General features: G+C 66.1%; 23 protein-coding genes. 6 read left to right on the forward strand and 17 right to left on the reverse strand.

Translation table 11 applies throughout. The features are described 5' to 3' along the window. Window positions 1-3: 3 nt before the first annotated feature. The 8 genes from rseP to rpsB form a co-directional block, all read right to left on the reverse strand. The gene (gene rseP / locus VGN62_RS20980; RefSeq protein ID WP_327457618.1) at window positions 4-1,137 is read right to left on the reverse strand and encodes an RIP metalloprotease RseP; all 1,134 of its coding nucleotides are present in this window, start codon (window positions 1,135-1,137) and stop codon (window positions 4-6) included. Further along, window positions 1,130-2,293, reverse strand: a complete 1,164-nt coding sequence (locus VGN62_RS20985) for a 1-deoxy-D-xylulose-5-phosphate reductoisomerase (protein WP_327457620.1) — start codon at window positions 2,291-2,293, stop codon at window positions 1,130-1,132. The genes rseP and VGN62_RS20985 overlap by 8 nt, the downstream gene beginning before the upstream one ends. Window position 2,294: 1 nt before the next feature. Beyond that, the gene (locus VGN62_RS20990; RefSeq protein WP_327457622.1) at window positions 2,295-2,972 is read right to left on the reverse strand and encodes a phosphatidate cytidylyltransferase; all 678 of its coding nucleotides are present in this window, start codon (window positions 2,970-2,972) and stop codon (window positions 2,295-2,297) included. Between the two features lie 3 nt (window positions 2,973-2,975). Further along, window positions 2,976-3,668 (reverse strand): polyprenyl diphosphate synthase, encoded by a 693-nt coding sequence (gene uppS, locus VGN62_RS20995; RefSeq protein WP_327457624.1) that lies wholly within the window; start codon window positions 3,666-3,668, stop codon window positions 2,976-2,978. 34 nt (window positions 3,669-3,702) lie between these two features. Continuing rightward, window positions 3,703-4,257: a ribosome recycling factor gene (frr, locus tag VGN62_RS21000; protein WP_293646677.1), complete on the reverse strand. Its 555-nt coding sequence runs from the start codon at window positions 4,255-4,257 to the stop codon at window positions 3,703-3,705. Window positions 4,258-4,280: 23 nt separating this feature from the next. Further along, window positions 4,281-5,003: a UMP kinase gene (gene pyrH, locus VGN62_RS21005; protein WP_327457629.1), complete on the reverse strand. Its 723-nt coding sequence runs from the start codon at window positions 5,001-5,003 to the stop codon at window positions 4,281-4,283. Between the two features lie 117 nt (window positions 5,004-5,120). Then, a complete protein-coding gene (gene tsf, locus VGN62_RS21010; RefSeq protein ID WP_327457631.1) occupies window positions 5,121-6,047 on the reverse strand; it encodes a translation elongation factor Ts in 927 nt (308 codons plus the stop codon). Window positions 6,048-6,183: 136 nt separating this feature from the next. After that, entirely contained in the window at window positions 6,184-7,017 is an 834-nt protein-coding gene (gene rpsB / locus VGN62_RS21015) for a 30S ribosomal protein S2 (RefSeq protein ID WP_327457633.1), read from the reverse strand. Between the two features lie 312 nt (window positions 7,018-7,329). On the opposite strand from rpsB, the gene VGN62_RS21020 reads away from it, so the two are divergent. Further along, entirely contained in the window at window positions 7,330-7,590 is a 261-nt protein-coding gene (locus tag VGN62_RS21020) for a hypothetical protein (protein ID WP_327457635.1), read from the forward strand. Here the strand turns inward: VGN62_RS21020 and VGN62_RS21025 are convergent. Both VGN62_RS21025 and VGN62_RS21030 read right to left on the reverse strand, forming a co-directional pair. Next, window positions 7,574-8,329, reverse strand: a complete 756-nt coding sequence (locus tag VGN62_RS21025; protein ID WP_327457772.1) for a phosphatidylcholine/phosphatidylserine synthase — start codon at window positions 8,327-8,329, stop codon at window positions 7,574-7,576. The genes VGN62_RS21020 and VGN62_RS21025 overlap by 17 nt on opposite strands. A gap of 34 nt (window positions 8,330-8,363) precedes the next feature. After that, window positions 8,364-9,098: a phosphatidylserine decarboxylase gene (locus VGN62_RS21030; RefSeq protein ID WP_327457637.1), complete on the reverse strand. Its 735-nt coding sequence runs from the start codon at window positions 9,096-9,098 to the stop codon at window positions 8,364-8,366. Window positions 9,099-9,261: 163 nt separating this feature from the next. Between VGN62_RS21030 and VGN62_RS21035 the strand changes: the two genes are divergently transcribed. Together VGN62_RS21035 and VGN62_RS21040 are read left to right on the forward strand one after the other, a co-directional pair. Beyond that, complete coding sequence (locus tag VGN62_RS21035) at window positions 9,262-10,476, forward strand: NADP-dependent isocitrate dehydrogenase (protein WP_327457639.1); 1,215 nt, start codon at window positions 9,262-9,264, stop codon at window positions 10,474-10,476. A gap of 66 nt (window positions 10,477-10,542) precedes the next feature. Further along, a complete protein-coding gene (locus VGN62_RS21040; protein WP_327457641.1) occupies window positions 10,543-12,312 on the forward strand; it encodes a cation:proton antiporter in 1,770 nt (589 codons plus the stop codon). Between the two features lie 10 nt (window positions 12,313-12,322). Here the strand turns inward: VGN62_RS21040 and VGN62_RS21045 are convergent, their stop codons facing one another. After that, window positions 12,323-15,271, reverse strand: a complete 2,949-nt coding sequence (locus VGN62_RS21045) for a M16 family metallopeptidase (protein ID WP_327457644.1) — start codon at window positions 15,269-15,271, stop codon at window positions 12,323-12,325. A 92-nt stretch (window positions 15,272-15,363) separates the two neighbouring features. On the opposite strand from VGN62_RS21045, the gene VGN62_RS21050 reads away from it, so the two are divergent. Next, window positions 15,364-16,230: a carbon-nitrogen hydrolase family protein gene (locus VGN62_RS21050; protein ID WP_327457646.1), complete on the forward strand. Its 867-nt coding sequence runs from the start codon at window positions 15,364-15,366 to the stop codon at window positions 16,228-16,230. Between the two features lie 140 nt (window positions 16,231-16,370). Here the strand turns inward: VGN62_RS21050 and VGN62_RS21055 are convergent, their stop codons facing one another. Then, window positions 16,371-16,598: a hypothetical protein gene (locus VGN62_RS21055; protein WP_327457648.1), complete on the reverse strand. Its 228-nt coding sequence runs from the start codon at window positions 16,596-16,598 to the stop codon at window positions 16,371-16,373. Window positions 16,599-16,775: 177 nt separating this feature from the next. Beyond that, complete coding sequence (locus VGN62_RS21060) at window positions 16,776-17,573, reverse strand: NUDIX hydrolase (RefSeq protein ID WP_327457650.1); 798 nt, start codon at window positions 17,571-17,573, stop codon at window positions 16,776-16,778. 103 nt (window positions 17,574-17,676) lie between these two features. Here VGN62_RS21060 and VGN62_RS21065 point away from each other — a divergent pair, with 103 nt between their 5' ends. Together VGN62_RS21065 and VGN62_RS21070 are read left to right on the forward strand one after the other, a co-directional pair. Then, window positions 17,677-18,297 carry a DUF4126 domain-containing protein gene (locus tag VGN62_RS21065; protein WP_327457652.1) on the forward strand — a complete coding sequence of 207 codons (621 nt, stop codon included), beginning with the start codon at window positions 17,677-17,679 and terminating at the stop codon, window positions 18,295-18,297. Window positions 18,298-18,369: 72 nt separating this feature from the next. Next, a complete protein-coding gene (locus tag VGN62_RS21070) occupies window positions 18,370-21,186 on the forward strand; it encodes an autotransporter outer membrane beta-barrel domain-containing protein (protein ID WP_327457654.1) in 2,817 nt (938 codons plus the stop codon). A gap of 3 nt (window positions 21,187-21,189) precedes the next feature. Here VGN62_RS21070 and VGN62_RS21075 read toward each other — a convergent pair whose 3' ends face one another. The 4 genes from VGN62_RS21075 to VGN62_RS21090 form a co-directional block, all read right to left on the reverse strand. After that, window positions 21,190-22,413, reverse strand: coding sequence for an NAD(P)/FAD-dependent oxidoreductase (locus tag VGN62_RS21075; RefSeq protein ID WP_327457656.1), 1,224 nt, complete (start codon window positions 22,411-22,413; stop codon window positions 21,190-21,192). Window positions 22,414-22,525: 112 nt separating this feature from the next. Then, window positions 22,526-23,239: a glutamine amidotransferase gene (locus VGN62_RS21080; RefSeq protein WP_327457658.1), complete on the reverse strand. Its 714-nt coding sequence runs from the start codon at window positions 23,237-23,239 to the stop codon at window positions 22,526-22,528. Window positions 23,240-23,389: 150 nt separating this feature from the next. Then, a complete protein-coding gene (locus tag VGN62_RS21085) occupies window positions 23,390-23,626 on the reverse strand; it encodes a hypothetical protein (protein WP_327457660.1) in 237 nt (78 codons plus the stop codon). Next, a complete protein-coding gene (locus VGN62_RS21090; RefSeq protein WP_327457662.1) occupies window positions 23,626-24,678 on the reverse strand; it encodes a Leu/Phe/Val dehydrogenase in 1,053 nt (350 codons plus the stop codon). Before VGN62_RS21090 ends, VGN62_RS21085 begins: the two co-directional genes overlap by 1 nt. Between the last annotated feature and the right edge of the window lie 22 nt (window positions 24,679-24,700).

Here is a 24,700-nt window from a genome sequence, read left to right on the forward strand (position 1 = left end):
TCGCTAGCCAATCAAGCGCGCGATCCGGTCCCACAGGCCCAATGAGGCCAAATCGTTGAAAGTTACGACCAGCATCAGCGTGACAACCGCTGCAAAGCCGAACCGAAACGCCCATTCCTGCACCTGCAGCGGCGCGGGGCGCCGGCGGATCGCTTCATAGGCATAGAATAGCAAATGGCCACCATCGAGCATCGGCAATGGCAAGAGGTTGATGAACCCCAGATTGATGGAAATCAGCGCGATGAAGAATATCAGCGACGCCAGCCCCAGCGTCGCTGCCTGCCCCGAAACCTCGGCGATCTTGACCGGACCGTTCATGTCCTTGATCGACCGGCGCCCGGTCAGGAACTGGCCCAGCACCTCGCCCGTCTGCCGGACGATCTGCCAGGTCTGGTGCAGGCCGACTGCGGGCGCTTCGAGCAGCGACACCGGCTGCAACTGCGGCGGTGGCGGCGCGAGGCCGATGATCGCGCGTTCATATTCCTTGCCGAACGGGTCCTTCTCGGTGATCAGCCGCGGCGTCAGCTCGACGGTGCGCTCGCTTCCGGAGCGGAGGACGCGCACCTGCATCGCTTCGCCCGGGCGATGCGCGACCGCCATCGGGATGTCGCCGAAGGTCTCGATCGGCCGCCCGTCGATCGTGACGATCCGGTCGCCGATACGCAGACCGGCAGCGGCCGCCGCCGATCCGGCCTCGATCCCGCCCGCGACAGGCGGCGTCACCGGCTTGCCGCCGGCCCAGGCGAAGCCCGCGAGGATCAGGATCGCGAACAGGAAATTGGTAACGGGTCCCGCGGCGACGATCAACGAGCGCTTCCACACCGGCTGCGCGGGGAATGTGTGCGATTTTTCGGCCGCCGGTAGCTGATGCCAGGTCGCGTCGGGCTGGCTGACCGCGTCGCGGTCGCCCGCGAACTGGACATAGCCGCCGAGCGGCAGCCAGCCGATCTTCCATTCGGTGCCGCGCTTGTCCCTCCAGCCGAGGACCTTGCGCCCGAAACCGATCGAGAAGGTGTCGGCCTTTACCCCGCACCAGCGCCCGACGATGTAATGGCCATATTCGTGCACGAACACGAGCGGGCCGAGCACGAGCAGGAAAGCGAGGACGGTAAAAGCGAAACCCGGGGTCTCAAGCATGTTCAAATTGGTCCACAAAATATTGGGCAGCCGCGCGCGATGCCGCATCGACGCTGAATATGTCCTGAAGCGAGGCCGGGACCGCCGGGGCCGCCGCATCGATCACCCGGCGCACCGTATCGACAATCGCCGGGAAGGAAATGCGGCCGGCAAGGAAGGCGGCGACCGCCACCTCGTTCGCGGCATTGAGCTGCGCGGGGCGCGCGCCGCCTTCGGCGATTGCGGCGCGGCAGAGTGCGGTCGCGGGAAAGCGTATCTCGTCGGGCGCCTCGAAATCGAGCCGCGATATGCTGGCGAGGTCGAGCGGCGCGCACGGCGTCGCCATCCGCTGCGGCCAGGCAAGCGCGCTGCTGATCGGGATGCGCATGTCGGGCGAGCCAAGCTGCGCCAGCGTCGAGCAGTCGATATATTCGACGAGGCTGTGGATCACCGATTGCGGGTGGACGAGGATCTCGATCCGATCGAGCCCGACGGGGAACAGATGGTGCGCCTCGATCAGTTCGAGGCCCTTGTTCATCATCGTCGCCGAATCGACGCTGATCTTCGCGCCCATCGACCAGTTCGGGTGCGCGACCGCCTGCGCCGGGGTCACGAGGGCCATGTCGGCGGCGCTCATCGTGCGGAACGGGCCGCCGCTTGCGGTCAGGATGATACGGCGCACCTGGTCGATGCGCCCGCCCGCGAGACACTGGAAGATCGCATTATGCTCGCTGTCGACGGGCAGGATCGTCGCGCCCGACTTGCGCGCAGCCGCGGTCATCAGCTCGCCGGAAGACACGAGCGCTTCCTTGTTGGCAAGCGCGACGTCGGTTCCGGCTTCGAGCGCCGCCATCGTCGGCGCCAGCCCCGCGATGCCGACGATCGCGGCCATTACGAGATCGGCCGGACGCCTCGCCGCCTCGACCAGCGCATCGGCGCCCGCCGCGGCTTCGATGCCCGCGCCCGCAAGCGCCTCCTTGAGCGCGCCGTAAAGCGCCTCGTCGGCGATAACCGCGATATCGGGGCGGAATTCCTTCGCAAGCTTCGCCAGTTCGGCGACGTCGCTGTTGGCGGTCAGCACCCCGACCGCCCACGCCTCTCCGTCGCGCCGCACAAGGTCGAGGGTCGATTGCCCGACCGATCCTGTCGCACCGAACAGCGAGAGGCGGCGCGTCATCTCAGCCCGCCGCCCGCACGGCGATCTGCCCTGCAAACGCCAGCGCGCCGAGCAGCAGCGCGACCGGCAGCACGCCGTCGACGCGGTCGAACAGGCCGCCGTGGCCGGGGATGAGCTTGCCCGAATCCTTGACCCCCGCGCGGCGCTTCATCCAGCTTTGCGCGAGGTCGCCGAGCTGCGCGAGCAGCCCCATGAACAGGCCGATCCACAAAGGCACGCCGACTATACCCGCGCGGTCGCCGATGGTGGCGCTGGCGATCAGCGCCGCGATCATGCCGCCGATCAGTCCCGACCAGGTCTTCGACGGGCTGATCTTGGGCGCAAGGCGCGCGCCGCCAAAGGCGCGACCGGCAAAATAGGCGCCGATATCGGTCGCCCAGACCATGCCGAAGACCCAGAGGGCCGCGGTAACGCCCAGATGATCGCGAATGAACCACAGCCCTGCCATCGCGCCGAGGACGAGCACCGGGCCGAGGATGTTGAGCGCAGTCTTGGTCCCGCCGCCCAGCGTCATCCGCTTGACGAGCTGAAACCATTCGACGAGGACGAGCGCACCGCCAACAAGCAGTAGCAGACCAAAGGCGATGCCGCCGAACCACAGTGCGGTGCCCGCGATCGCGAACAGGATGATCGCCGATCCGATCCGCACCCACAGGTCCGATTTGCCCGCTGCCGCCATGCCCTAAAGTCCCCCGTAACGGCGATCGCGGCGCGCAAAATGGTCGAGCGCCGCTTTCAGATCGGCCGGTTTGAAATCCGGCCACAATTTGTCGGTGAAATAAAGCTCGGCATAGGCCGACTGCCAGAGCAGGAAATTCGACAGCCGCACCTCGCCCGACGTGCGGATCAGCAGGTCGAGCGGCGGCATGTCCGCGGTATCGAGGTTCGCCTCGATCGCATCGGCCGTGATCTCACCCGATGCGGCCGCAGCGGTCGCCGCGCGCACCAGCTCGTCCTGCGCGCCATAGTTAAGCGCGACCGCGAGCGTCGTGCGCTTGTTGCCCGAGGTGCGTGTCAGCGCATTTTCGATCAGCGCGACGACATCGGGTGCAAGCGCGCGCCAGTTGCCGATGACCTTCAGCTTCACATCGTTCGCGGCGAATTCGTCGAGGTCGGACAGGATGAAGCGCTTCATCAGCCCCATCAGGTCGTTGACCTCTTCCTCGGGCCGTTTCCAGTTTTCGGAACTGAAGGCGTAGAGCGTCATCGCCTCGATGCCGAGGTCGCCCGCGGCGCGCACGATCGTGCGCACCGCCTCGACCCCGGCCTTGTGCCCGGCGACGCGGGGCAGCAGGCGCTTCTTGGCCCAACGGCCATTGCCGTCCATGATGATGGCGACATGGCGTGCGCCGTGGCTGGCGGCTGGTGTCGTCATAATCTGTACAAGGTCCCGGAAACCGACCGATCCACTAGCCCAGGATTTCCTTTTCCTTGGCGGTCGCCGCGGCATCGATTTCGGCGATCGTCGCGTCGGTCAGCTTCTGGACTTCGGTTTCCGACCGCTTGCGATCGTCCTCGCTGATTTCCTTCTTATTCTCATCGGCCTTGAGGTTGTCCATGCCGTCGCGGCGGACGTTGCGGACCGCGACGCGCGCCTTTTCGGCATATTGGCCGGCGAGCTTCGACAACTCCTTGCGGCGCTCCTGCGTCATTTCGGGGATCGGCAGGCGCAGCATCTGACCGTCGACGATCGGATTGAGCCCGAGCCCGGCCGAGCGGATCGCCTTGTCGACGGGGCCCACGTTCGACTTGTCCCACACCTGCACCGACAGCATCCGCGGCTCGGGCGCGCTGACCGAGGCAACCTGGTTGAGCGGCATGTGGCTGCCATAGACCTCGACGGTCACCGGATCGAGCAGCGCGGTGTGCGCTCGGCCGGTGCGCAGACCCGCGAGGTCGCTCTTCAGCGATTCCACCGCACCGTGCATACGGCGTTCGAGATCGGCCTTGTCATATTTCGCCATCTGTCTTTCCTCTCTTATTCTGTTCAGGCGGCGTCGCCGACGACGGTCGAAACACCCTCGCCCGCCAGCACGCGCGCCAGATTGCCGGGTTCGCGAATGTTGAACACGACGATCGGGATATGATTGTCACGGCACAGCGCCACCGCGCTCGCGTCCATCACCTTCAGATTGTCGGCGAGCACGCGGTCATAGCTCAACGTGTCGTAACGGACCGCGTTCGGATCCTTCTTGGGATCGGCGTTATAGACGCCGTCGACGCTCGTGCCCTTCAGCAGCGCGTCGCATTTCATTTCGGCGGCGCGGAGCGCGGCACCGCTGTCGGTCGTAAAATAGGGCGCACCGACACCTGCGGCAAAGATCACCACGCGGCCCTTTTCCATATGGCGCTCGGCCCGGCGGCGGATGACGGGTTCGCACACCTTGTCCATCTCGATCGCCGACTGGACGCGCGTTTCGACGCCAAGCTGTTCGAGCGCATTCTGCATCGCCAGCGCGTTCATCACGGTTGCGAGCATCCCCATATAGTCGGCCTGCGCGCGGTCCATGCCCTTGGCAGCGCCCGCCATGCCGCGAAAGATGTTGCCGCCACCGATAACAAGGCAGATTTCGAGCCCGCGGCCCTTCGCTTCCTTGACCTCGGCGGCCATGCTCGCGACCGTTTCGGGGTCGATCCCAAAGGGGCTGGAACCCATTAATGCCTCGCCCGACAGTTTCAGCAATATACGTTTCATGCCGGGCAGAGCCATAGTCGGGGGAACCTTATGTAATCGATGAATAAGCGAATGGCGCGCACCCTAGTCAGAGTACGCGCCATTGCCAAGCGGACTGCGGCGCCGCAGCGCTGCAATCGCGCGTATCTTTTATCAGACGCCAGCGGCCGCCGCGACTTCCGCCGCGAAGTCGCTTTCTTCCTTCTCGATGCCTTCACCGAGCTGGAAGCGAACGAAGCCCTTGAGCGTGATCGTCGCGCCGACATCCTTGCCGGCGGCGGCGACGACTTCGGCGACCGGGGTCTTGCCGTCCATCACGAAGAGCTGCGACAGCAGCGCATTTTCCTTGCGGTACTTGGCGATCGCGCCGTCGACCATCTTGCCGACGATTTCGGCGGGCTTGCCCGACTGGGCTGCTTTTTCTTCGGCAATCGCACGTTCGCGCGCGACGAGGTCGGCGTCGAGGTCGTCGCCGTTCAGCGCCAGCGGGTTCGCCGCGGCCACGTGCATCGCCAGCTGTTTGCCGAGCGGTTCGAGAACGTCGGCGCCGGCGGTCGATTCGAGCGCGATCAGCACGCCGATCTTGCCCATGCCGGGGGCGGCGGCGTTGTGGACGTAGCCGGTGACAACGCCCGAGCCGACCGAGACGACCGCGCTGCGGCGCAGCGACTGGTTTTCACCGATCGTCGCAATGTTGCTGGTCAGCTTTTCCGCGACGGTGCCACCGGTCGGATAGGCCGCAGCGTTCAGCGCGTCGATGTCGGTGATGCTGCCTGCAAGCGCGACTTGCGTCACGTCGCGGACGAATTCCTGGAACTGCTCGTTCTTGCCGACGAAGTCGGTTTCGCTGTTCACTTCGACGAGCGCGCCCTTCGCGCCCTCGGTCGCAAAGCCGACGAGGCCTTCGGCGGCGACGCGGCCAGCCTTCTTGGCGGCGGCGGCGAGGCCCTTGGTACGCAGCCAGTCGATCGACGCTTCGATGTCGCCATTGTTTTCAGCGAGCGCCTTTTTGCAGTCCATCATGCCTGCGCCCGTGCGGTCGCGCAGTTCCTTGACGAGGGCGGCCGTAATCTCAGCCATGGGATATTCCTTTCAAAAGGGGCGAGCCCATCTGGCCCGCGGGACGCCCGCGCGCATGGCGGGGCGATAAGTCAACGGGATGACAGGGACGGCGGCCACTGGAAGCAGCCCGCCGTCCCGTCATGCCCGAGAGCGATTATGCGTCGCTCTGACGTTCGGTTTCGGCGGCAGCTTCGGCCGGGACCTGTTCGTCCTCGGTCACCGGAGCGGCGGCTTCTTCGACCAGAACGGGTTCGGCGGTCGGCTCGACAGCAGCGCCAAGGTCTTCGCCGCGGTTGGCGCGGGCCTGCTGGCCGCCACGCGTTGCCGCCTGGGCAACCGCATCGCAGTACAGGCGGATGGCGCGCGCGGCGTCATCGTTGGCCGGAACCGGGAAAGCGATGCCGTCGGGCGAGACGTTCGAATCGAGGATCGCGACGACGGGGATGCCAAGGACGTTGGCTTCCTTGATCGCCAGTTCTTCCTTGTTCGCGTCGATCACGAACATCACGTCGGGGATGCCGCCCATGTCGCGGATGCCGCCGAGCGACATTTCGAGCTTGTCGCGCTCGCGCGTCTTGTTGAGCACTTCCTTCTTGGTGAGACCCGAGGTGTCACCCGAAAGCTGCTCTTCGAGCGTCTTGAGGCGCTTGATCGAGTTCGAGATCGTCTTCCAGTTGGTGAGCATGCCGCCCAGCCAGCGGTGGTTGACGAAGTGCTGACCCGAAGCGCGGGCCGCATCGGCGATCGGCCCCTGCGCCTGGCGCTTGGTGCCGACGAACAGGACCTTGCCACCGGCCGCCGACGACGACGCGATGAAGTCGAGTGCGCGCGCGAAGAGCGGCACGGTCTGCGACAGGTCGAGGATGTGGATGCCGTTGCGCGCGCCGAAGATGTACGGCTTCATGCGCGGGTTCCAACGGTGGGTCTGGTGGCCGAAGTGGGCGCCAGCTTCGATAAGATTCTGCATCGTGACGACAGGTGCCGCCATAGTCTTTCTCCTTCCGGTTAGTCCTCTGGAAAGCAAGAACCGAGGCATCCGCTTGAGGATGATCCCGGCACCGGTATGTGCGCCTTCCATGTGGAATGGGCGGCCCGTTAGCGGGCTTGGACGCCAAAAGCAAGGGCAACGCGTACATTTTCGGGTTCAACCGAAGCGGGCCGCAGACTCAATTCGGCGACAAAGCGACTCCGTTCGTCGCAAAATAGTTGAGAACAAAACAAGAACATGGAACAAAAGAACCATGGAAACCGTCGCTGGTTAATCAAAGGTTTCGCATACGAAAGCCGAAAGGACAAGATCATGGTTCAGGTCGCAGCCGCTCTCCTCTTCGCCCTCGCCGCCGGTCTCGGCGTCACGGTGATCCTGGCCATGCTCAAGAATAACGAGAATGCGATTCTCTCGGCGCTCCTCGGCGAAGGCGCCTTCCCTGCCGATGCTGCGCCGCAGCCCGGACCCGCATCGCAGACGGTGACGCTGCGCCGTTCGCGGGCGCGCCGCGATGCCTCGCGCCCCGTTCGCGCCGCGGTTCGCATGCAGCCGGCGCTCAGCCGCGCCGCCTGACCTTCGCATAGCTTGCGATGCCGAACGGCAGCAGCACGAGGTAGAGCGCGCACACCGCGAGCAATGTCTGCCACGGCGCGGTGACGAGCGCCGCGCCGAGCAGACCGACGCCCGCGAGCGCGAACAGCCGCCACGAGCGACGGAGCCGGATAGACGACCAACTATAGGTCGGGATCGCCGAAATCATCAGCATCGCGACGCCGAGCGCCCAAGGCATGACGACATACCATTCGCGGAACAGGTCGTTGCCGGTCACCAGCCACAGATAAACGGGCACGAACGACAGCCCTGCCCCCGCCGGTGCGGGAATGCCGGTCATGAAGCCCGCCGACTTGTGCGGTTGAAAATCGGCGTCCATCCGCGAATTGAAGCGCGCGAGGCGGAGCGCGCAACATACCGCGAGCGCCAGCGCCGCGGTCCAGCCGAATTTGGGCGCGTCGGCGAGCGACCAGAGGAACAGGATCATCGCCGGCGCGACACCGAAAGCGATCACGTCGGACAGCGAATCGAGTTCGGCGCCGAATTTGCTCTGCGCGCGCAGAAGCCGGGCGATGCGCCCGTCCATACCGTCGAGCACACCGGCGACAATGATCATCGTCACCGCCGCGGCCCATTCGCCGCCGATCGCGAAGCGGACGCCGGTCAGCCCAGAACAGAGCGCGAGGATGGTGATCGCATTGGGCGCGAAGGCGCGCAGGCTGAGCCCCGCGATGCGGCGCCCCGCCGCATCGGGCGTCACCTGTCCGTCGTCGATCGGCGGGCCGTCCGCCACCTTATTGTCCGATGCCTTCGATCGTCTCCGCCGTGCCGATCCGCGCCACGACGGTCTCGCCCGCCAGCGTGCGCTGTCCCAGCAGCACCTGCGGGGTCGTTCCCACGGGGAGGTAGACGTCGACACGGCTGCCGAAACGGATCAGGCCGACGCGCTGGCCGGTGGTAAGTTCGTTGCCCATCGTGACGAAGGGCATGATGCGCCGCGCGACGAGACCCGCAATCTGGGTGAAGCCGATGCGCACGCCATCGGCGCGTTCGACGACGAAATGCTGGCGCTCATTCTCTTCGCTCGCCTTGTCGAGGTCGGCATTGAGGAATTTGCCGGGAATATAGACGAGCTTGCGCAGCGTCCCCGCGACGGGGGTGCGGTTGATGTGGACGTCGAAGACGCTCATGAAAATCGATACGCGCAGCATCGGCGCAGCGCCCAGCCCGTCGGCCCCGGCGATCTCGGGCGGCGGCGGCACTTCGGCGATCTGGGTGATCAGCCCGTCGGCGGGCGCGACGATCACATCGCTGCCGGCCGGGGTCACGCGAACCGGATCGCGGAAGAAGGCGCCGACCCAGATCGTCAAACCGAGCATCAGCCAGCCGACGATCTCCCAGCCGAGCAGCCAGAAGCAGAGGGTCACGATACCGGCGATTAACAGGAACTTGCGGCCTTCGGGATGAACCGAGGGCCAGTGCCATTTGATGCCGCCACCGGGACGGTTCGAGGATATGATATGGGACATGGGCCGATCTTCTAGGGTGCCGCTTCTATACTGACAATGGATAAGGCGCCGCGATCGTTGCCATCCGGGTACGAACGCGGTTGCGACGGGGCAGTTGATCAATCGCCCCGCTTTGCCTAAGGCCCGCTGCAACTCCGACTCCCCAAGGAAAAAGGCTGAAAGCATGGGCAAGATCAAGGTAGCCAACCCGGTCGTCGAACTCGACGGCGACGAAATGACCCGGATCATCTGGCAATGGATCCGCGAGCGGCTGATCCTGCCTTATCTCGACATCGACCTTCATTATTACGACCTCGGCATCGAGGAACGCGACCGCACCGACGACAAAATCACCGTCGAAGCCGCGAACGCGATCAAGAAATATGGCGTCGGCGTGAAGTGCGCGACGATCACCCCCGACGAAGCGCGCGTCGAGGAATTCGGCCTGAAGAAGATGTGGAAGTCGCCGAACGGCACGATCCGCAACATCCTCGGCGGCGTCGTGTTCCGCGAACCGATCGTGATGAAGAACGTCCCGCGCCTCGTTCCCGGCTGGACCGACCCGATCGTCGTCGGCCGCCACGCGTTCGGCGACCAGTATAAGGCGACTGATTTCCGCGTCCCCGGCCCCGGCAAGCTGCGCCTGGTGTTCGAAGGCGAAGACGGCACGCTGATCGACGAGGAAGTGTTCCAGTTCCCGTCGTCGGGCGTCGCGATGGGCATGTACAATCTCGACGATTCGATCCGCGACTTCGCGCGTGCCAGCCTGAACTATGGCCTCGCGCGCCAGTGGCCGGTGTATCTGTCGACCAAGAACACGATCCTCAAGGCCTATGACGGCCGCTTCAAGGACCTGTTCGAAGAAGTGTTTAACAACGAATTCAAGGCAAAGTTCGACGAAATCGGCATCGTCTACGAACACCGCCTGATCGACGACATGGTCGCCTCGGCGCTGAAGTGGAGCGGCAAGTTCGTCTGGGCCTGCAAGAACTACGACGGCGACGTCCAGTCGGACACCGTCGCACAGGGCTTCGGCTCGCTCGGCCTGATGACCAGCGTGCTGATGACTCCCGATGGCCAGACGGTGGAATCGGAAGCCGCGCACGGCACCGTGACGCGCCACTACCGTATGCACCAGCAGGGCAAGGCAACCTCGACCAACCCGATCGCGTCGATCTTTGCCTGGACCGGCGGCCTCAAGCACCGTGGCAAGCTCGACGGCAACGCCGAGCTGGTCAAATTCGCCGACGACCTCGAAAAGGTCTGCGTCGCGACGGTCGAAAGCGGCAAGATGACCAAGGATCTGGCGCTGCTGATCGGTCCCGACCAGAACTGGCTGACCACCGAAGGTTTCTTCGAGGCGATCGTCGAGAATCTAGAAGCCAAGATGGGCAGCTGATAACAACCAAAAAGGTTGGGTTAGACGTCTAGCCAATCGGGGCCGGCCTGCATAAGGTCGGCCCTTATGGTATCGGAGACAGAAACCTCGCTCATCGGCGACGCGCTGGTGGTGCTGGGCGCCGCAGGCGTCATCATCCCCGCGTTCGCGCGCTTCCGGATTTCGCCGGTGATCGGCTTCATCCTCGTCGGCCTGCTCGTCGGGCCATCGGGACTGGGGTCGCTGACCGGCGACTACCCCTGGCTGCGCCACCTCACGATCGGGTCGGCCGAGGAAATCGCGCTATTTGCCGAACTCGGTATCATCCTCCTGCTCTTCTCGATCGGGCTCGAACTGTCGTTCCGCCGCCTGTGGCAGCTTCGCAAGCTGGTGTTCGGGATCGGCGCTGCCGAACTGACCCTGTGCGGGCTGATCCTCGGCACCGCGCTGCTGCTTGTCGGCAACCTGTCGACCGCTGCCGCCTATGGCCTCGGCATCGCGCTCGCGCTGTCGTCGACCGCCCTCGTGCTCCCCATCGCGGGCACCAAGTCGGCGGTCGGCAAATCGGCCTTTTCGATGCTGCTGTTCGAGGATCTGGCACTCGTCCCCATCATATTCATCCTCGCCGCCCTGTCACCCGCCGCCTCGGGCGACAGTGCCGAATTGCTGCTCACGACGCTGTGGCAGGGCGTCGTCGTCGTTGCCGGCCTCGCGATCGGCGGCTGGTTCCTGCTGCCGAGGATCTTTGCGCAGGCGGCTCGCGCGAAGGACCCCGAACTCTTCCTCGCCGCCAGCCTGCTCGTTGTCATCGTCGCGGCGCTTGCGACCGCCGCGGTCGGGCTTTCGCCGATCGTCGGCGCACTGCTCGCCGGCTTGATGATCGCCGAAACCGAATATCATAACGAGGTCGAGGCGATTACCGCGCCGTTCAAGGGGCTCGCGCTCGGGGTGTTCCTGATCAGCGTCGGCATGGGGCTCAACCTAAAAACGATCGCCGCGCTCTGGCCGCAGCTGATTGCCGCCGTGATCGGGGTGGTGCTCGTCAAGGCGGTCGTCACCGCAGCGCTGCTCCGCTTTTCAGGGGTGGCGCGGCGCGGCACCGCTGCCGAGGTCGGCCTGCTGATGTCCAGCCCCTCTGAAACCACGCTGATCGTGCTCGCGACCGCACTGCAGGCACAGCTTATCAGCCGCACCACCGCCGAATTCTGGCAGCTGGTTACCGCGATCGGCCTGACGATCACGCCACTCCTCGCGCGGATCGGCCACGACATGGCGCGGCGGATCGAAATGCGATCAGGCGACGCGCAGACCGAGGAAACGCCCGAGGGCCGCACCGTGATCGTCGGCTTCGGCCGCGTCGGCCACACCATCGCCGAACTGCTGCGCCAGCACGACCGGCCCTATATCGCGGTCGATGCCGACATCGACACTGTCGCCGCGGCGCGGCGCGACGGCTTCAGCGTCCGCTTCGCCGACGTCGCGCGGCCCGGAAGCCTCGACCGGCTGGGGATCGAAAGCGCCAATGCGATCGTGCTGACGATGGACGACCCGGTGCAGCAGCTGCGCATGACGCGGCAGCTGAAACAGAAATATCCCGACCTGCCCGTGATCAGCCGTGCGCGCGACGCCGACCATGCCGCGGCGCTTTATCGCGCCGGCGCCAACGACGCCGTCCCCGAGACGCTCGAAAGCTCGCTGCAACTCGCCGAAGCGGTGCTTATCGACCTCGGCGTCGCGATGGGTCCCGTGATCGCTTCGATCCACGATGTGCGTGCGAAGATGCGCCACGACATCATGACCAAGGGCGAACTCGATCACGAGCCGCGCATTCGCCGGACGCGTCCCCCGGCGGCTTAGCGCGACCGCCTTAGCGCCCGCCGACCGGCGCTGCAGCGGCGGGTGCCGGTGCCGCGGCGCCCAGCGCCGACGCATCGGCCAGCGTCATCCCCTTGGGAAGGATCGCCAGCGACCATTGGCGCGCGGGGGTCAGATATTGGCGTGCAAGCCGCTGGACATCGGCCGCGGTGACCGCCGAAATATCGTCCTGGATCGACAGCGCGGCGGCGGCAACGCGCGGGTCGCGCGTCGCACCTTCGAGCAGGAACATCCAATAGACATTGCCCGTCGATGCCCGCGCGACCTGTTCGCGGATCGGCACGGCGTTGCGCGTCAGCTCGTCGGCGCTGACCGGGCGCGCCACGAGGTCGGCGGCGATGTCGCGGGCGATGCCATAGAAGCGGTCAAGATCCTTCGGCGCGAGCAGGCTGCCGACGAGCAGGTAACCGCCGCTGTCGAACCCGGTCGGCCAATGACTGTCGACGACGGGGCCATAGCTTGCCCCCTGTTCGGCGCGCAGGCGATCGAACAGGCGATCATTGAAGATCGCAGCCAGCACCTCGAGCCCGCGCGCATCGCGCAGGTTGGCAAGGCCGCCGCCGGTCGGCCAGGCCGTCATAGCAGCAGCCTGCCCCTGTTCGCCGCGGTGATAGGCAATCTCGGGCGCCGTCACATGTTTGGCGAAATCGACGCGCTGGCCCGCGGGCGGTGCCAAGGTCTGGCGCGGCGGCAGCGCGCCGAGTGTTTCCGCAAGGATCTTCTTGTAGTCGACGGTTTCAAGATCGCCGAAAATCTGCACCTCGATCGGCCCGCTGGCGAGCCGCGGTTCCCAGAAAGCGCGGAAAGCCGCCGGCGTCAGCGCCTCGATCTGCGCCTTGTCGGGTGCCGCCCAGCGCGCGTCATTATTCGTCAGCCAGCCGCGCAGATTGCGGTCGAGCACCGCATTGGGCGTGGCGTCGTTGAGATTGTATCCGGTGAGATAGCCGATCCGTAGCCGCTCGATCGGTGCGGGGTCCCAGCGCGGCTGCGCCAGCTTGCCCGCCATGAGCCGCATCTGGTCAGCGAGGTCGGCGGGCTTGCTTTCAGCCGACAGTTCGAACGCATCATCGTCGATCGCGAAGTTCATCTGGATCTGCCGCCCGTTGGTGAGCTGGTCGATCTCATTCTGCCCCCACGGCCCGATACCGCTCGCGACGAGCGCATAGTCGCCGGTCCACAAAAGGTTCGGTGCATCGGCGGCGACGCTGCGATTGCCGGTACCGAAGCGCACGTTGACGCGCACCTTGCCGGGCTCGACCTTGTTGTTCGACACAAGCGCGGTCACGCCGTTGGCGAATTCGATCCGTTCGGCGCGGAGTCCGAGGATCGGATTGGTCGAGGTAATCGTCCCCGGCTGACCGACTGCTGGAAGCTGTTTGAAATCGGCCTTCACCGTCGCCAGCCGGTCGTCGCGCGCCGTCACCGGCGCTTTCAGCGCCGCGAGCACTGCGGCGTCGCCACCCGCCGCAGTCGGCGCCGTCAGCACGACGCGCGTCACGGGCGCGGCAAAGATCGCCTTGCTGATGTCGAGCATCACCTTCGGCGTCGCCGAGGCGCGGATCGCCTTGAACATGTCGACCTGCCCCTGTGGACTGGTCACCGTTTCGTTGATGTCGACCGCGCGCACCATGTCGTCGGCCAGCCGCGCGCCGGGCTCGTTGCGGGCATTTTCGAATTCCTTGACCAGAAAAGCCTGTATCTCATTGGCTTCGCGGTCGATGTCCGCCTGCGACGGGGGGTTTTTCGTGGCGTCGGCGATCACCCCGCGCACGTCGGCGAGCGCCGCCTTCCAGTCGCTCAAGGGAACGATCGACGCCATCGTCACATCGGCGCTGCGACTGACATATTCCTGCTCGACCGTCGCGACGAGATAGCTGCCCCCGCTGCGCGCACGATTCTCCAGCCGGCGGTTGACGAGCGCCTGCGCGATGAATTCGAGGTAGAGCCGCCGCGTATTTTCGACCGTGTCGACGCGCTTTTTCCAGGGCCGCACCATCGCCAGCGTCAGCGCGAGCGGCTGGTTTGCCTCGACGATCTCGCGCGCGGCGGGCTGCTTGGGGTCGGGCTTGCCGAAATCGGGATCGGCGGGATTGGGGCCGTCGGCTTTCCAGTCGCCATAATATTTCGCGACCAGTCCGGCGAGCACCGCCGGATCGGCGTCGCCGACGATCACCACCACCGCGCGGTCGGGGCGATACCAGCGATTATGGAACGCACCGACCGACGTCGCGCTCGCCTTCCCCAGCGAGGCCGTCGTGCCGATCGGCGAACGGTCGCCGAGCAATTGCCCCGCAAAGAGATGGGCGTTGGTCGCGTCGCCGATGCGCTTTTGCGGCCCGTCGGATTCGCGCAGTTCCGACATCACCACGCCGCGTTCGGCGGCGACCGCCAGTTCCGAGATACGCGGCTCGCGGATCATGCCCGACAGCAATTTCATGCTCTCGTCGAGATTGGCTGCGGTGACGCTGGGCAAGTCGAGCTGGTACACCGTCTGCGTGGGCGTCGTCTGCGCATTCGAATCGCTACCGAAGGTCACACCGAAGCGCTGCCAGATGCGCTTTGCCTCGCCGTCGGGGATATGTTCGGACCCGCGGAAGGTCAAATGTTCGAGGAGGTGCGCATAGCCGCGCTCCTTCTCGGTTTCGAACATCGAACCGACGTCCATGCGGACACGGATCGACACCTGCCCCGGGGGCACCCCGTTGTTCCGGACCGCATAGCGCACCCCGTTGGGGAGCACGCCGAATTGCCACGCAGTATCGCGGGGGATGTCGCTGCCGACATAGAGCCAGTCGCTGTTCTTCGCCTGGCTTTGCGCTTTGGCGACCGGAGCGCCGGTCTGCGCGTCGGCCGCAAGCGGTACCAGAAGCAGCGCGGCGGCGCCGGCGAGAAGAAGCGAGGGAGCAAAACGAAGCGGCTGGCGCGCGGGAGAATAGAACATTGGTCCATCTTATCGCCTTCGAACCTTGCTGGCCACTGAACTGTCACACCGCCGCGCTTGTCCTCGGCGCCGCCGCAGCTTAGCCAGATGCCATGGAGACACCGCCCCCACCCGCCGCCCCGCTCGCCGCGCTGATCCAGATGACGAGCGGGATCGACCCCGCCGCCAACCTGCAGACGATCGACCGCGCGATGGGCGAAGCCGCCGCGGGCGGCGCGGCGATGGCCTTCCTTCCCGAAATGTCGCTGCTGCTCGACCGCGACCGCGCGCGATCGGCGGCGCACATCGCGCGTGAAGCCGATAGCCCCTGGCCCGCCGCGCTCCAGGCGATGGCGCGGAAACACGGGTTGTGGCTGCATTCGGGTTCGATGCCGCTCCTCGCCGACGATGGCGAACGGCGGGTCAATCGCAGCCATATCATCGCCGCCGACGGCAGCATCGTCGCGCGATACGACAAGGTCCATATGTTCGACGTCACCCTGCCCTCGGGCGAGAACTGGCAGGAATCGGCCGCCTATGCCGGGGGCGATACGCTTGCGGTCGTCGACACCCCGCTAGGGCGGCTGGGGCTCAGCGTCTGTTATGACCTGCGCTTTCCCGAACTCTATCGCGCGCTGGTCGACCGCGGTGCGACACTAATCGCGATTCCTGCTGCCTTCACCGTATCGACCGGCGAGGCGCATTGGCACGTCCTGATGCGCGCGCGCGCGATCGAGACGGGATGCCATGTCGTCGCAGCGGCACAGTGCGGCACGCACGCCGACGGGCGGCAGACCTATGGCCACAGCATCGCGATCGATCCGTGGGGCGGCGTCCTCGCCGATGCCGGCGCGACGGGCAGCACAAGCGACGAAAGCTATGCGATCCGGCTGGCCCCGATCGACAGCGCCGCAACCGAACGCGCGCGGCAAGCAATCCCGCTCGCACGGTCGCGCGCCATTCGGAACCTCGATATCTGATTGCCAAGCGGCCGGGTCATCCCCCGGCCGCGGACAGGGCTTGCCAAGGGCAAGGCCTACTGAAATCGCCGGCTCCAGACGCACAAAAGGCCCCGAGCGAAGCTCGGAGCCTTTTGGTATCGGTATCGATCAGCCGTCGATTACGGGCTGGTCGGCGAATCGTCGTCGTTGTCCGACGCGATGATGATGCCGCCAACGACAGCAACGAGAGCGAGGACAGCGATGATCCAGCTGGTGCTGCCTTCGAGCTCGCTCTGGCCATCAACGGCCGAAGCTGCATTGGCTGCGGGAGCGGCCGACGCCGCAACCGGCGCCGCGATCATCGAGGTCGCTGCGAGAGAGATCGCAGCCTTCTTAAGCAGGTTCATCATTTTCTCCGTCCACTGGATTAGTCTTGTCGAATCACACCAAGGGAAAATCCCCCGGTCTGCTTCTGCCCGGCCTTCTTAGGCACAGGCTTCAGCAATTGCAACGACGTTTTGCCCTAGTCCGCCAATTCTTAGCAAATTGCTAAATAGGGAAAAAGTTGTTCGCCCGAACGCCGTTTATCCGCGCCGTACGCGATCGAAGCTTTCGCTCGTGACGGGGTATCCCAGATGCGCGGGAATGCACAGATGCGTCCCGTCGTCGCGCTCTTCGACCCACGGCGTGATCAGTTCGACCGGATACTGGCTGGAGTGCGCAGAAAAGCCCGAAAAGTCGGCAACTTGCGCGAGGCGCTCGAGGTTGCGGCGGGTCGGGAAAATCACCGACACATCGCCCCGGTCGGCCATCGCCAGCGTGTCTTGTGCGCTCGCCCAGAAAATATGGCTGTGCTCGGCTTCCTCGACCGTCAGCTCATGACCGTGCGGCGGCGCCGCCACCGCATAGAATCGCGTATCGAAGGTCCGCGCCTCTTTGAAATTCGGGCACCAGCGCGCGAAGGGAACGAATGATTCCAATGCGATTCGGTCGCCCCGCGCCGCAAGGATGTCGGAAAGCAGGGTCCCGGCGAGCAGCGCCTGGCGCACCCCCGCAACATCGTCCTCCGCCAGCCCGGGCCAGCCGACCGCGAGCCCCGTTTCCTCCAGCGTCTCGCGCAGCGCGGCGACGCGACCGGCACCGTCGGCGTCATCCACACCAAAGCCGTGCTGGCGCGCCACCAGATAGTCGTCGGGATCGACGCGGCCGCCGGGGAACACGACCGCACCGGCTGCAAACGCCATCGTCGTCGACCGCTTGACCATCAATATCTCGTCGGCTCCGCCGTTTTCGGACGGGCGCATGATGACGAGCGTCGCGGCGGGAATGGCGCCCTCAGGCAGGTTCGCTGGCGGGGCTGACGGCGGAATATTCTGGGTCATGGTACAGGCGATAACCGCGCTGATCCGCCTTGTCATCTCGCCATTGCGGGCAGGCTTCGGCGGGTGCAAGATGCCGGACAGATCAACGGCGGGGAGCAGGGCTTTGGGAATCGTCGAGATTTTGGGCGTCGCGGGCAGCCTGAGCCTTTTGGCCGGTTGGCGGCTTTACCTCACCATATTGGCGACCGGGATTGCGATGCACTTCGGCTGGCTTCCGCTGCCCGAACATCTCGCGGCGCTGCAGGTGCTCGCCAACCCTTGGGTCCTCGGGGTCGCGCTGGTCGGCACGCTCGCCGAATTCCTCGCCGACAAGATCGCCTGGGTCGATTCGATCTGGGATACGGTGCACAGCATCATCCGCCCGCTCGGCGGCGCGCTGCTCGCACTCGCGCTCGTCGATTCCTCCGATCCTGCCTGGCAGGTGATCGCCTTCCTGCTGGGCGGCGGCGGCGCCTTGCTGAGCCATGGCGCAAAAGCGACGACGCGCGCGGTCGTCAACGTCAGCCCCGAACCCTTCAGCAATGCGGCCGTTTCGACCGGCGAAGATGTCGCGACGGGCGGCCTCCTCGCACTCGCCATCGCCTATCCGCCGCTCGCGATCGTCATCGCGATCCTGCTCGCGGTTGCCGCCGTCGTCGTGATCGTCGCGCTGCGCCGCCTGCTCCGGAACATCAAGGCGACGCTCAAAAAGGCACTCGGCGACGAACCGCCCGGCGACGCTTAGCAATTTGGCAATATTCGCTTTATAGCCTGCACGAACAGGGGGGCACACTGACCCGAAAGGGAGTGAAGTCTTATGCCCCCGCGCCCCCAGCCGAAGCCGGTGCCCCTTCCCCTGCGTCGCAAGCATATCTGGCTTTCGACCGTCGCCGGCCTCGCGCTGGGACAAACCGCCCCCGCCCTCGCCCAGTGCGTCTTCACGCCCACCGCCGGCAACGACGCGCATGTCTGCAGCAGCGGCACCTCGCCCGGCGGCCTCAACGACCCGGGCGGCAACAACCAGCTGACGTTCCCCGCGGGCGGCTCCGGGACCATCGCCGGCAATGTGACGTTCGGCGCCGGCGCCGATACGATCGCGATGGATTCGGGGCGCATCGACGGATCCGTCGACCAGGGCAATGGCGGCGACCGATTCCGGATCGGCGCGGGGACAGTCGCCGGACAGGTCCAGCAGGGCGAAGGCGTCGATGATTTCGTGATGACAGGCGGCGAGATCAATGTCCTCAATCAGGGCGGCGCGCTCGACACCTTCCTCATGTCGGGCGGCCGCATCGTCGACGCGTTCGACGATGGCGACATCGCAAGGATGACCGGCGGGCGGATCGGGCGCGTCAACATGAAGCTGGCCGACAATTTGTTCGACATGTCGGGCGGCACAATCGACCGCAACCTCGTCACCGGCTTCGGCAACGAAACCATCATCCTGTCGGGCGGCACGATCGGCGGCAATATCAGCGTGTCGGGCGGCACCGACAGCGTGACGATCACCGGCGGGTCGGTGGGCGGTGACGTGCTGATGAGTGTCGGCACCGACCGCTTCGTCTGGGACGGCGGCGGCGTGGTGCACGGTACGGTCGACCTGGGCGGCGACAATGACAGCGCGCGCCTCGCCGACCTGACCGCCGCGAACCTCGGGCGGTCGCCTCGGATCACCGGCGGCGAAGGCAATGACGCGCTGGTTTTCGACAATGTGACGACGGGCGGCATCGCGCGCTTCGACGGCTGGGAAAGCATTGCAGCAACGAACGATAGCGAACTGACTTTCGATGGTTTCCTGACACTCGGCGATGCCGGAGCGGGCACCGGCCGCTTCGAACTCGACGCGTCGAGCTCGATCTTCGGCGGCGGGCTGCAAGGCGGCATCGCCGCCTTCGCCGCAGGCCAGCGTGCGACGCTGGTCAACGCCGGGCGGATCGACCTGACCAACGGCGGCAATATGCCGGGGGACAGCTTTACCGTACGCGGCGATTATATCGGCAACGACGGCCTGCTTTTGATCGACACTGTGCTCGGCAATGACGCTTCGCGGTCGGACAAGCTGGTGATCGACGGCGGCAACGCATCGGGCACGACGGGGGTCACCGTGCTCAACGCCGGCGGCACCGGCGCGGTCACGGCGCTGAACGGAATTCTCGTTGTCGAAGCGATCAATGGCGGCACGACCGCCAGCGGCGCCTTTGCGCTCAACCATCGCGTCGCCATCGGCGCCTATGAATATTTCCTGTTCCGCGGCGGCACCACGACCGGGACGGGAGAGAATTGGTATCTGCGCTCAACCTTGCCGCCGCCCCCCGCGCCCGCGGCGCCGCCGCCGCCCGAACCCGCGCCCGCGCCCCCGGTCCTGACCCCGCCGCCCGCGCCAGCGCCCGAGCCGCTCCCGCCCGAGCCGCCGGCACCCCCGCCGCCGCCCGTGCCCGATCCCCCGCCACCTCCGCCCGAGCCGACGCCGGTCGATCCCGATCCGGTCGACCCCGCGCCGCCCGTGACGGTGACCGATCCGCCGCCGCCGACGACGCCCGCGCCGCCACCCGCGCCCGCGCCCGAAGCCCCGCCCCCGCCCCCCGAACCGCCCGCCGAGCCGGCGCCGCTCCCTTCACCCGACCCCGTGGTCGTGGTCGAGCCGCCGACCCCGGACGCCACGCCGGTTGTCGCCGAGGCTGGTGAGGCGGTTCCGCTCTACCGCCCCGAAGTGCCGGCGTTTGTCGCCGCGGTGCCCGTCGCGCATCATCTCGCCGCCGCCACGCTCGGCACCTTCCACGAACGCCGCGGCGAACAGGCGCTGATGCGCGGCGGCGGCATACTTCCGTCGACCTGGGGCCGGGTGTTTGCCGAGAATAGCGAGATCAAATGGGACGGCGCCGTCGCCCCCTCGCTCGACGGTGACCTCAGCGGCTTCCAGATCGGCCAGGATTTTGCCGGCTGGGGCGAAGATGGCGGCACCCATATCCGCCTTGGCGCTTTCGTCGGACGCGCGTCGACCGATGGCACCGTCCGCGGGCGGGCGCTCGGCTGGAACGACCTGACGGTCGGCCAGATCGACGTCAAGGCGACCAGCCTTGCGGGCTATGCGACGCTGGTCGGGACAAGCGGCTGGTATGTCGACGCGGTCGTGATGCACAGCTGGTTCGATGGCGAAGCGGCCGCGAGCAGCGGCGAAGCCATCGACGTCGATGGCAAGGGCTGGGCCGCATCGCTCGAAGCCGGGTATCCGATCGCGCTGTCGAACCGCTGGACGCTCGAGCCGCAAGCACAGATCGTCTGGCAACGGATCAAGCTCGACGACCGCGCCGACGCCTTTTCGACGATCGATTTTGCCGCGGGCGATTCGCTCACCGGACGCGTCGGACTGCGCTTGCAGGGCGAATATGGCGCGATCCAGCCCTATCTCCACGCCAGCCTGTGGCACGGCTTCTCGGGTGAACAGGACACGCGCTTTGGCGCCGATCCGATCCGCACCGACCTCGACCGAACCGAGGCCGAAGTGGGCGCCGGGCTGATCGCACGCCTTGGCGACAGCGTCGCGGTGCATGTGAAGGGTGATTATGGCTTCGACGCCGACGGACCGCGCAGCCGGCGTTACGGCGGCACCGTCGGGGTAACGATCCGCTGGTAGGGGTCAGGCCGGGAGCAGCGACTTCAGCGGGGTTTCGGCGTCGGCGAGCTGTTCGGGCGTCGCGTGGAGGCCCGCGGTGACGATCATCCGCCCCTGGACATAATCCTTGGTCGCGTTGACGCAGTCGATCGCGATCACCCGGCCGGCTTTCAGATAGACGACCGAGAAGCTGCGCGTAGCGGGGTCCCCGCGCAGCACCGCCTGATCGTGGCCGGTCGAGAGCCCCGCGGTCTGGAGCTTGAGGTCATATTGGTTCGACCAGAACCACGGGATCGCATGATAGGGCGCCTCGTCGCCGACGATGCCCTTCGCAACGACATTCGCCTGGTCATTGGCATTCTGCACCGATTCGAGGCGGATCACCGCGCCCTCGGCGAAGGAATTCACATGCGCCGCGCAGTCGCCGATCGCATAGATGTCGGGCAGGCTCGTCTTGCATAGCGCGTCGACCAGAACCCCGTTGCCGCCTTCGGCGCCCGCCGCGACCAGCGGCTCGACCGCCGGCACGATGCCGATACCGACGATGACGAGGTCGGCGGGTATGACCTCTCCGTCGGCAAGCCGTACGCCGGTAACATGCGTCTCGCCTTCGATCGCATCGACGCACACGCCGAGCCTGAGGTCGACGCCATGGTCGCGGTGCTCCTTTTCATAGAAGCGCGACAGGTCCGGGCCAGCAACGCGCGCAAGCACGCGGTCGAGTGCCTCCAGCAGCACGACCTTCTTGCCCGCCTTGCTGAGCACCGCCGCCGCCTCGAGCCCGATATAGCCGCCGCCGATCACAACGATCTGCCGTGCGGTGTCGGACGCCGCCTTCATCGCGTCGGCATCCGCGCGCGTGCGCACACCCTGCACCCCGCGAAGGTCGCCGCCCGGAATCGGCAACATGCGCGGCGCGCCGCCCGTGGCCCACACCAGCTTGCCATAACCGATCGCCTCGCCCGCGTCGGTGGTGACTTTATGGCCGACCGGATCGACCGCGACGACGCGTGTGCCGAGCAGCATCGTCACCTCGCGTTCGTCCCAATATTTCGCCGGACGCAGCTGGATGCGTTCGAATTCCTTCTCGCCCGCGAAATATTCCTTCGACAGCGGCGGGCGTTCATAGGGCAATTCGGGTTCGTCGCCGATGATCGCGATGCTGCCCGCAAATTTCTGCGTCCGCAGCATCACCGCGACCTGCGCGCCGCCATGGCCCGCACCCACAATCACCACGTCGAAATCCATCGCCTTCGTCTCCCGTCGCTTGTCAGCGTGGCCCTTGCACGCACCGCGGGGCGAGGCAAGCTATCGCCGCATCGCATTGCGCAAAGAAAAACTTGAAGTCAGTGCTGCGCGGTCATGCCGACAGGTCGGCGAGCCATTCGGCGATCATGCGGCGTCCGGCCGCAACCGCCGACGGACCGAAGCGCCGATGAAGCGCGCGCATCCCGTCGGGGCAACCGCCCGCTTCGGCCAGCGCGTCGGGCCATTGACGCAGCCATTCGTCGAACCGCGGGTCGAGCCCCATTTCTCCATGGAATTGCAGCGCCAGGATATTGCGACCGCGGCGAAAGGCCTGGTGACGATAGCCGGGGGTCGATGCCAGCAGTTCGACATCGCCGGGAAGGTCGAAGGTATCGCCGTGCCAGTGAAGGACGGGAATATCGGCGAGGTGGCGCAGCGGCGAGTCGGCGTCGACGAAACTCAGCGGATGGAAGCCCACCTCCTTCGCCGGTCCGGGATAGACGCGCGCGCCCATCGCCGCCGCCATCATCTGCGCCCCGAAGCACACGCCCAGCGTCGGCCTCCCAGCATCGAGCCGGTGGGCGAGCCGCCGCATCTGGCACGCGATCCACGGATGCTGATCCTGCTCATACACCCCCATCGGACCACCCATCATGATCAAGAGGTCGGGTTCGCGCAGATCGACCGCAACAAAACCCGGATCCGCGACGTCGATGCGATCGAGTTCATACCCCGCCGCCTCGATCGGTTCGCGATAGCCTGCGATCCCCTCATGGGGGACGTGGCGGATGATGAGTCCCTTTTTGCGGGTCGGCTGGCTGGACATATCGGGCGATGAACGGAGTGGTTGCTGCGCTGTTTCGAACCTGCCCTGTCTAGCCAAACAGAAGCCCCGCTGTCACTCTACCAAAGCAGTAGAGATACTGTTGCGGCCCGTAGCTGAGCTTGGCTCCGTTCGCTACGGGCCGCCATTGCCCTAGGCGGCCAGTTCTTCCAGCTCCGAACCGGTCACCGCGACGACTTCGCCGAGCTTGGCCGCGATCGTTGCCGCCTGCCGCGGGTCGAGATCGCACACCGTCACCTCGATCCGCATATGGCCCGGCAGGACGTGCATTTTCATTTCGCTCGGCACGATCGACCGCTGCGCGAAATAGCCGGTCACGCGAAGCAGCGATTGCGGGTCGAGGATCGCGTCGATCCGGAAGCGGTGCATCAGGCGGCCTCGCGCTGCGCGCCCGCGATGACCTCTTCGGCCATTTCGTCGGCAACGAGCGCGGGCGAGCGCCCTTCGCGCGCCGCGCGTTCGAGCAGCGCGCCGACACGCGGCGCGATCGCCGCGACGCGCAGCTTCACATCCTCCTCGTCCTCGCCCAGATATTCGGCCGACACGTTGATGATCCCGCCGGCGTTGACGACATAGTCGGGAGCATAGACGATGCCGCGTTCGAGCATCAGCGCGGCGACATCGGGTGTCGCAAGCTGATTGTTCGCGGCACCGCAAACGACTTTTGCTTTCAGCTTCGCGACCGTCTTGCGGTCGAGTGCGCCGCCGAGCGCGCAGGGCGCAAACACGTCAGCCTCGACCGACGCGATATCCGCAACATCGACGACCGCCGCGCCATATATTGCCTTCAGCCGATCGCGGCGCGACGGATTGACGTCGGCGATGATCAGGTGCGCACCGGCTTCGGCAACCCGGCGGCAAAGGTCGGCGCCGACATTGCCGGTACCCTGCACGGCGACGGTCAGCCCCGACAGATCACGTCCCAAAGCAAATTCGGCCGCAACCTGCATCGATTCGAACACGCCCCTCGCGGTCCACGGCGACGGGTCGCCCCCCGCGCGCCCCGCCACCGCGGGCAGTCCGGCGACATGCCGCGAGACCGAAGCGACCTCCTGCATATCCTCGACCGATGTACCGACATCTTCGGCGGTGACGTAGAGGCCGCCCATATTTTCGACCGCCCGGCCGAACGCACGGAACAGTGCCACCCGGTCAAATTCGCCTTCGGGACGCCGCAGCACCGCCTTGGCGCCGCCGAGTGGCAGGCCGGCAAGCGCATTCTTGTAACTCATGCCTTCGGCAAGCCGCACGGCATCGCCGAGCGCCTGCTTCATGTCGGGATAGGACCACAGACGACATCCCCCTGCCCCCGGGCCGAGGGCCGTCGAATGAATCGCGATGAAGCCGTCGAGTCCCGCCTCGAGGTCATAAAGGCGCACGCATTCGAGCGGTGGGGCCAGGCGGGCAAGACGGACAACCATGAAACACTCTCCGCTGGATGAG

Origin of the sequence: Sphingopyxis sp. (assembly GCF_035998905.1) — a bacterium.
Taxonomy (GTDB): Bacteria; Pseudomonadota; Alphaproteobacteria; order Sphingomonadales; family Sphingomonadaceae; genus Sphingopyxis.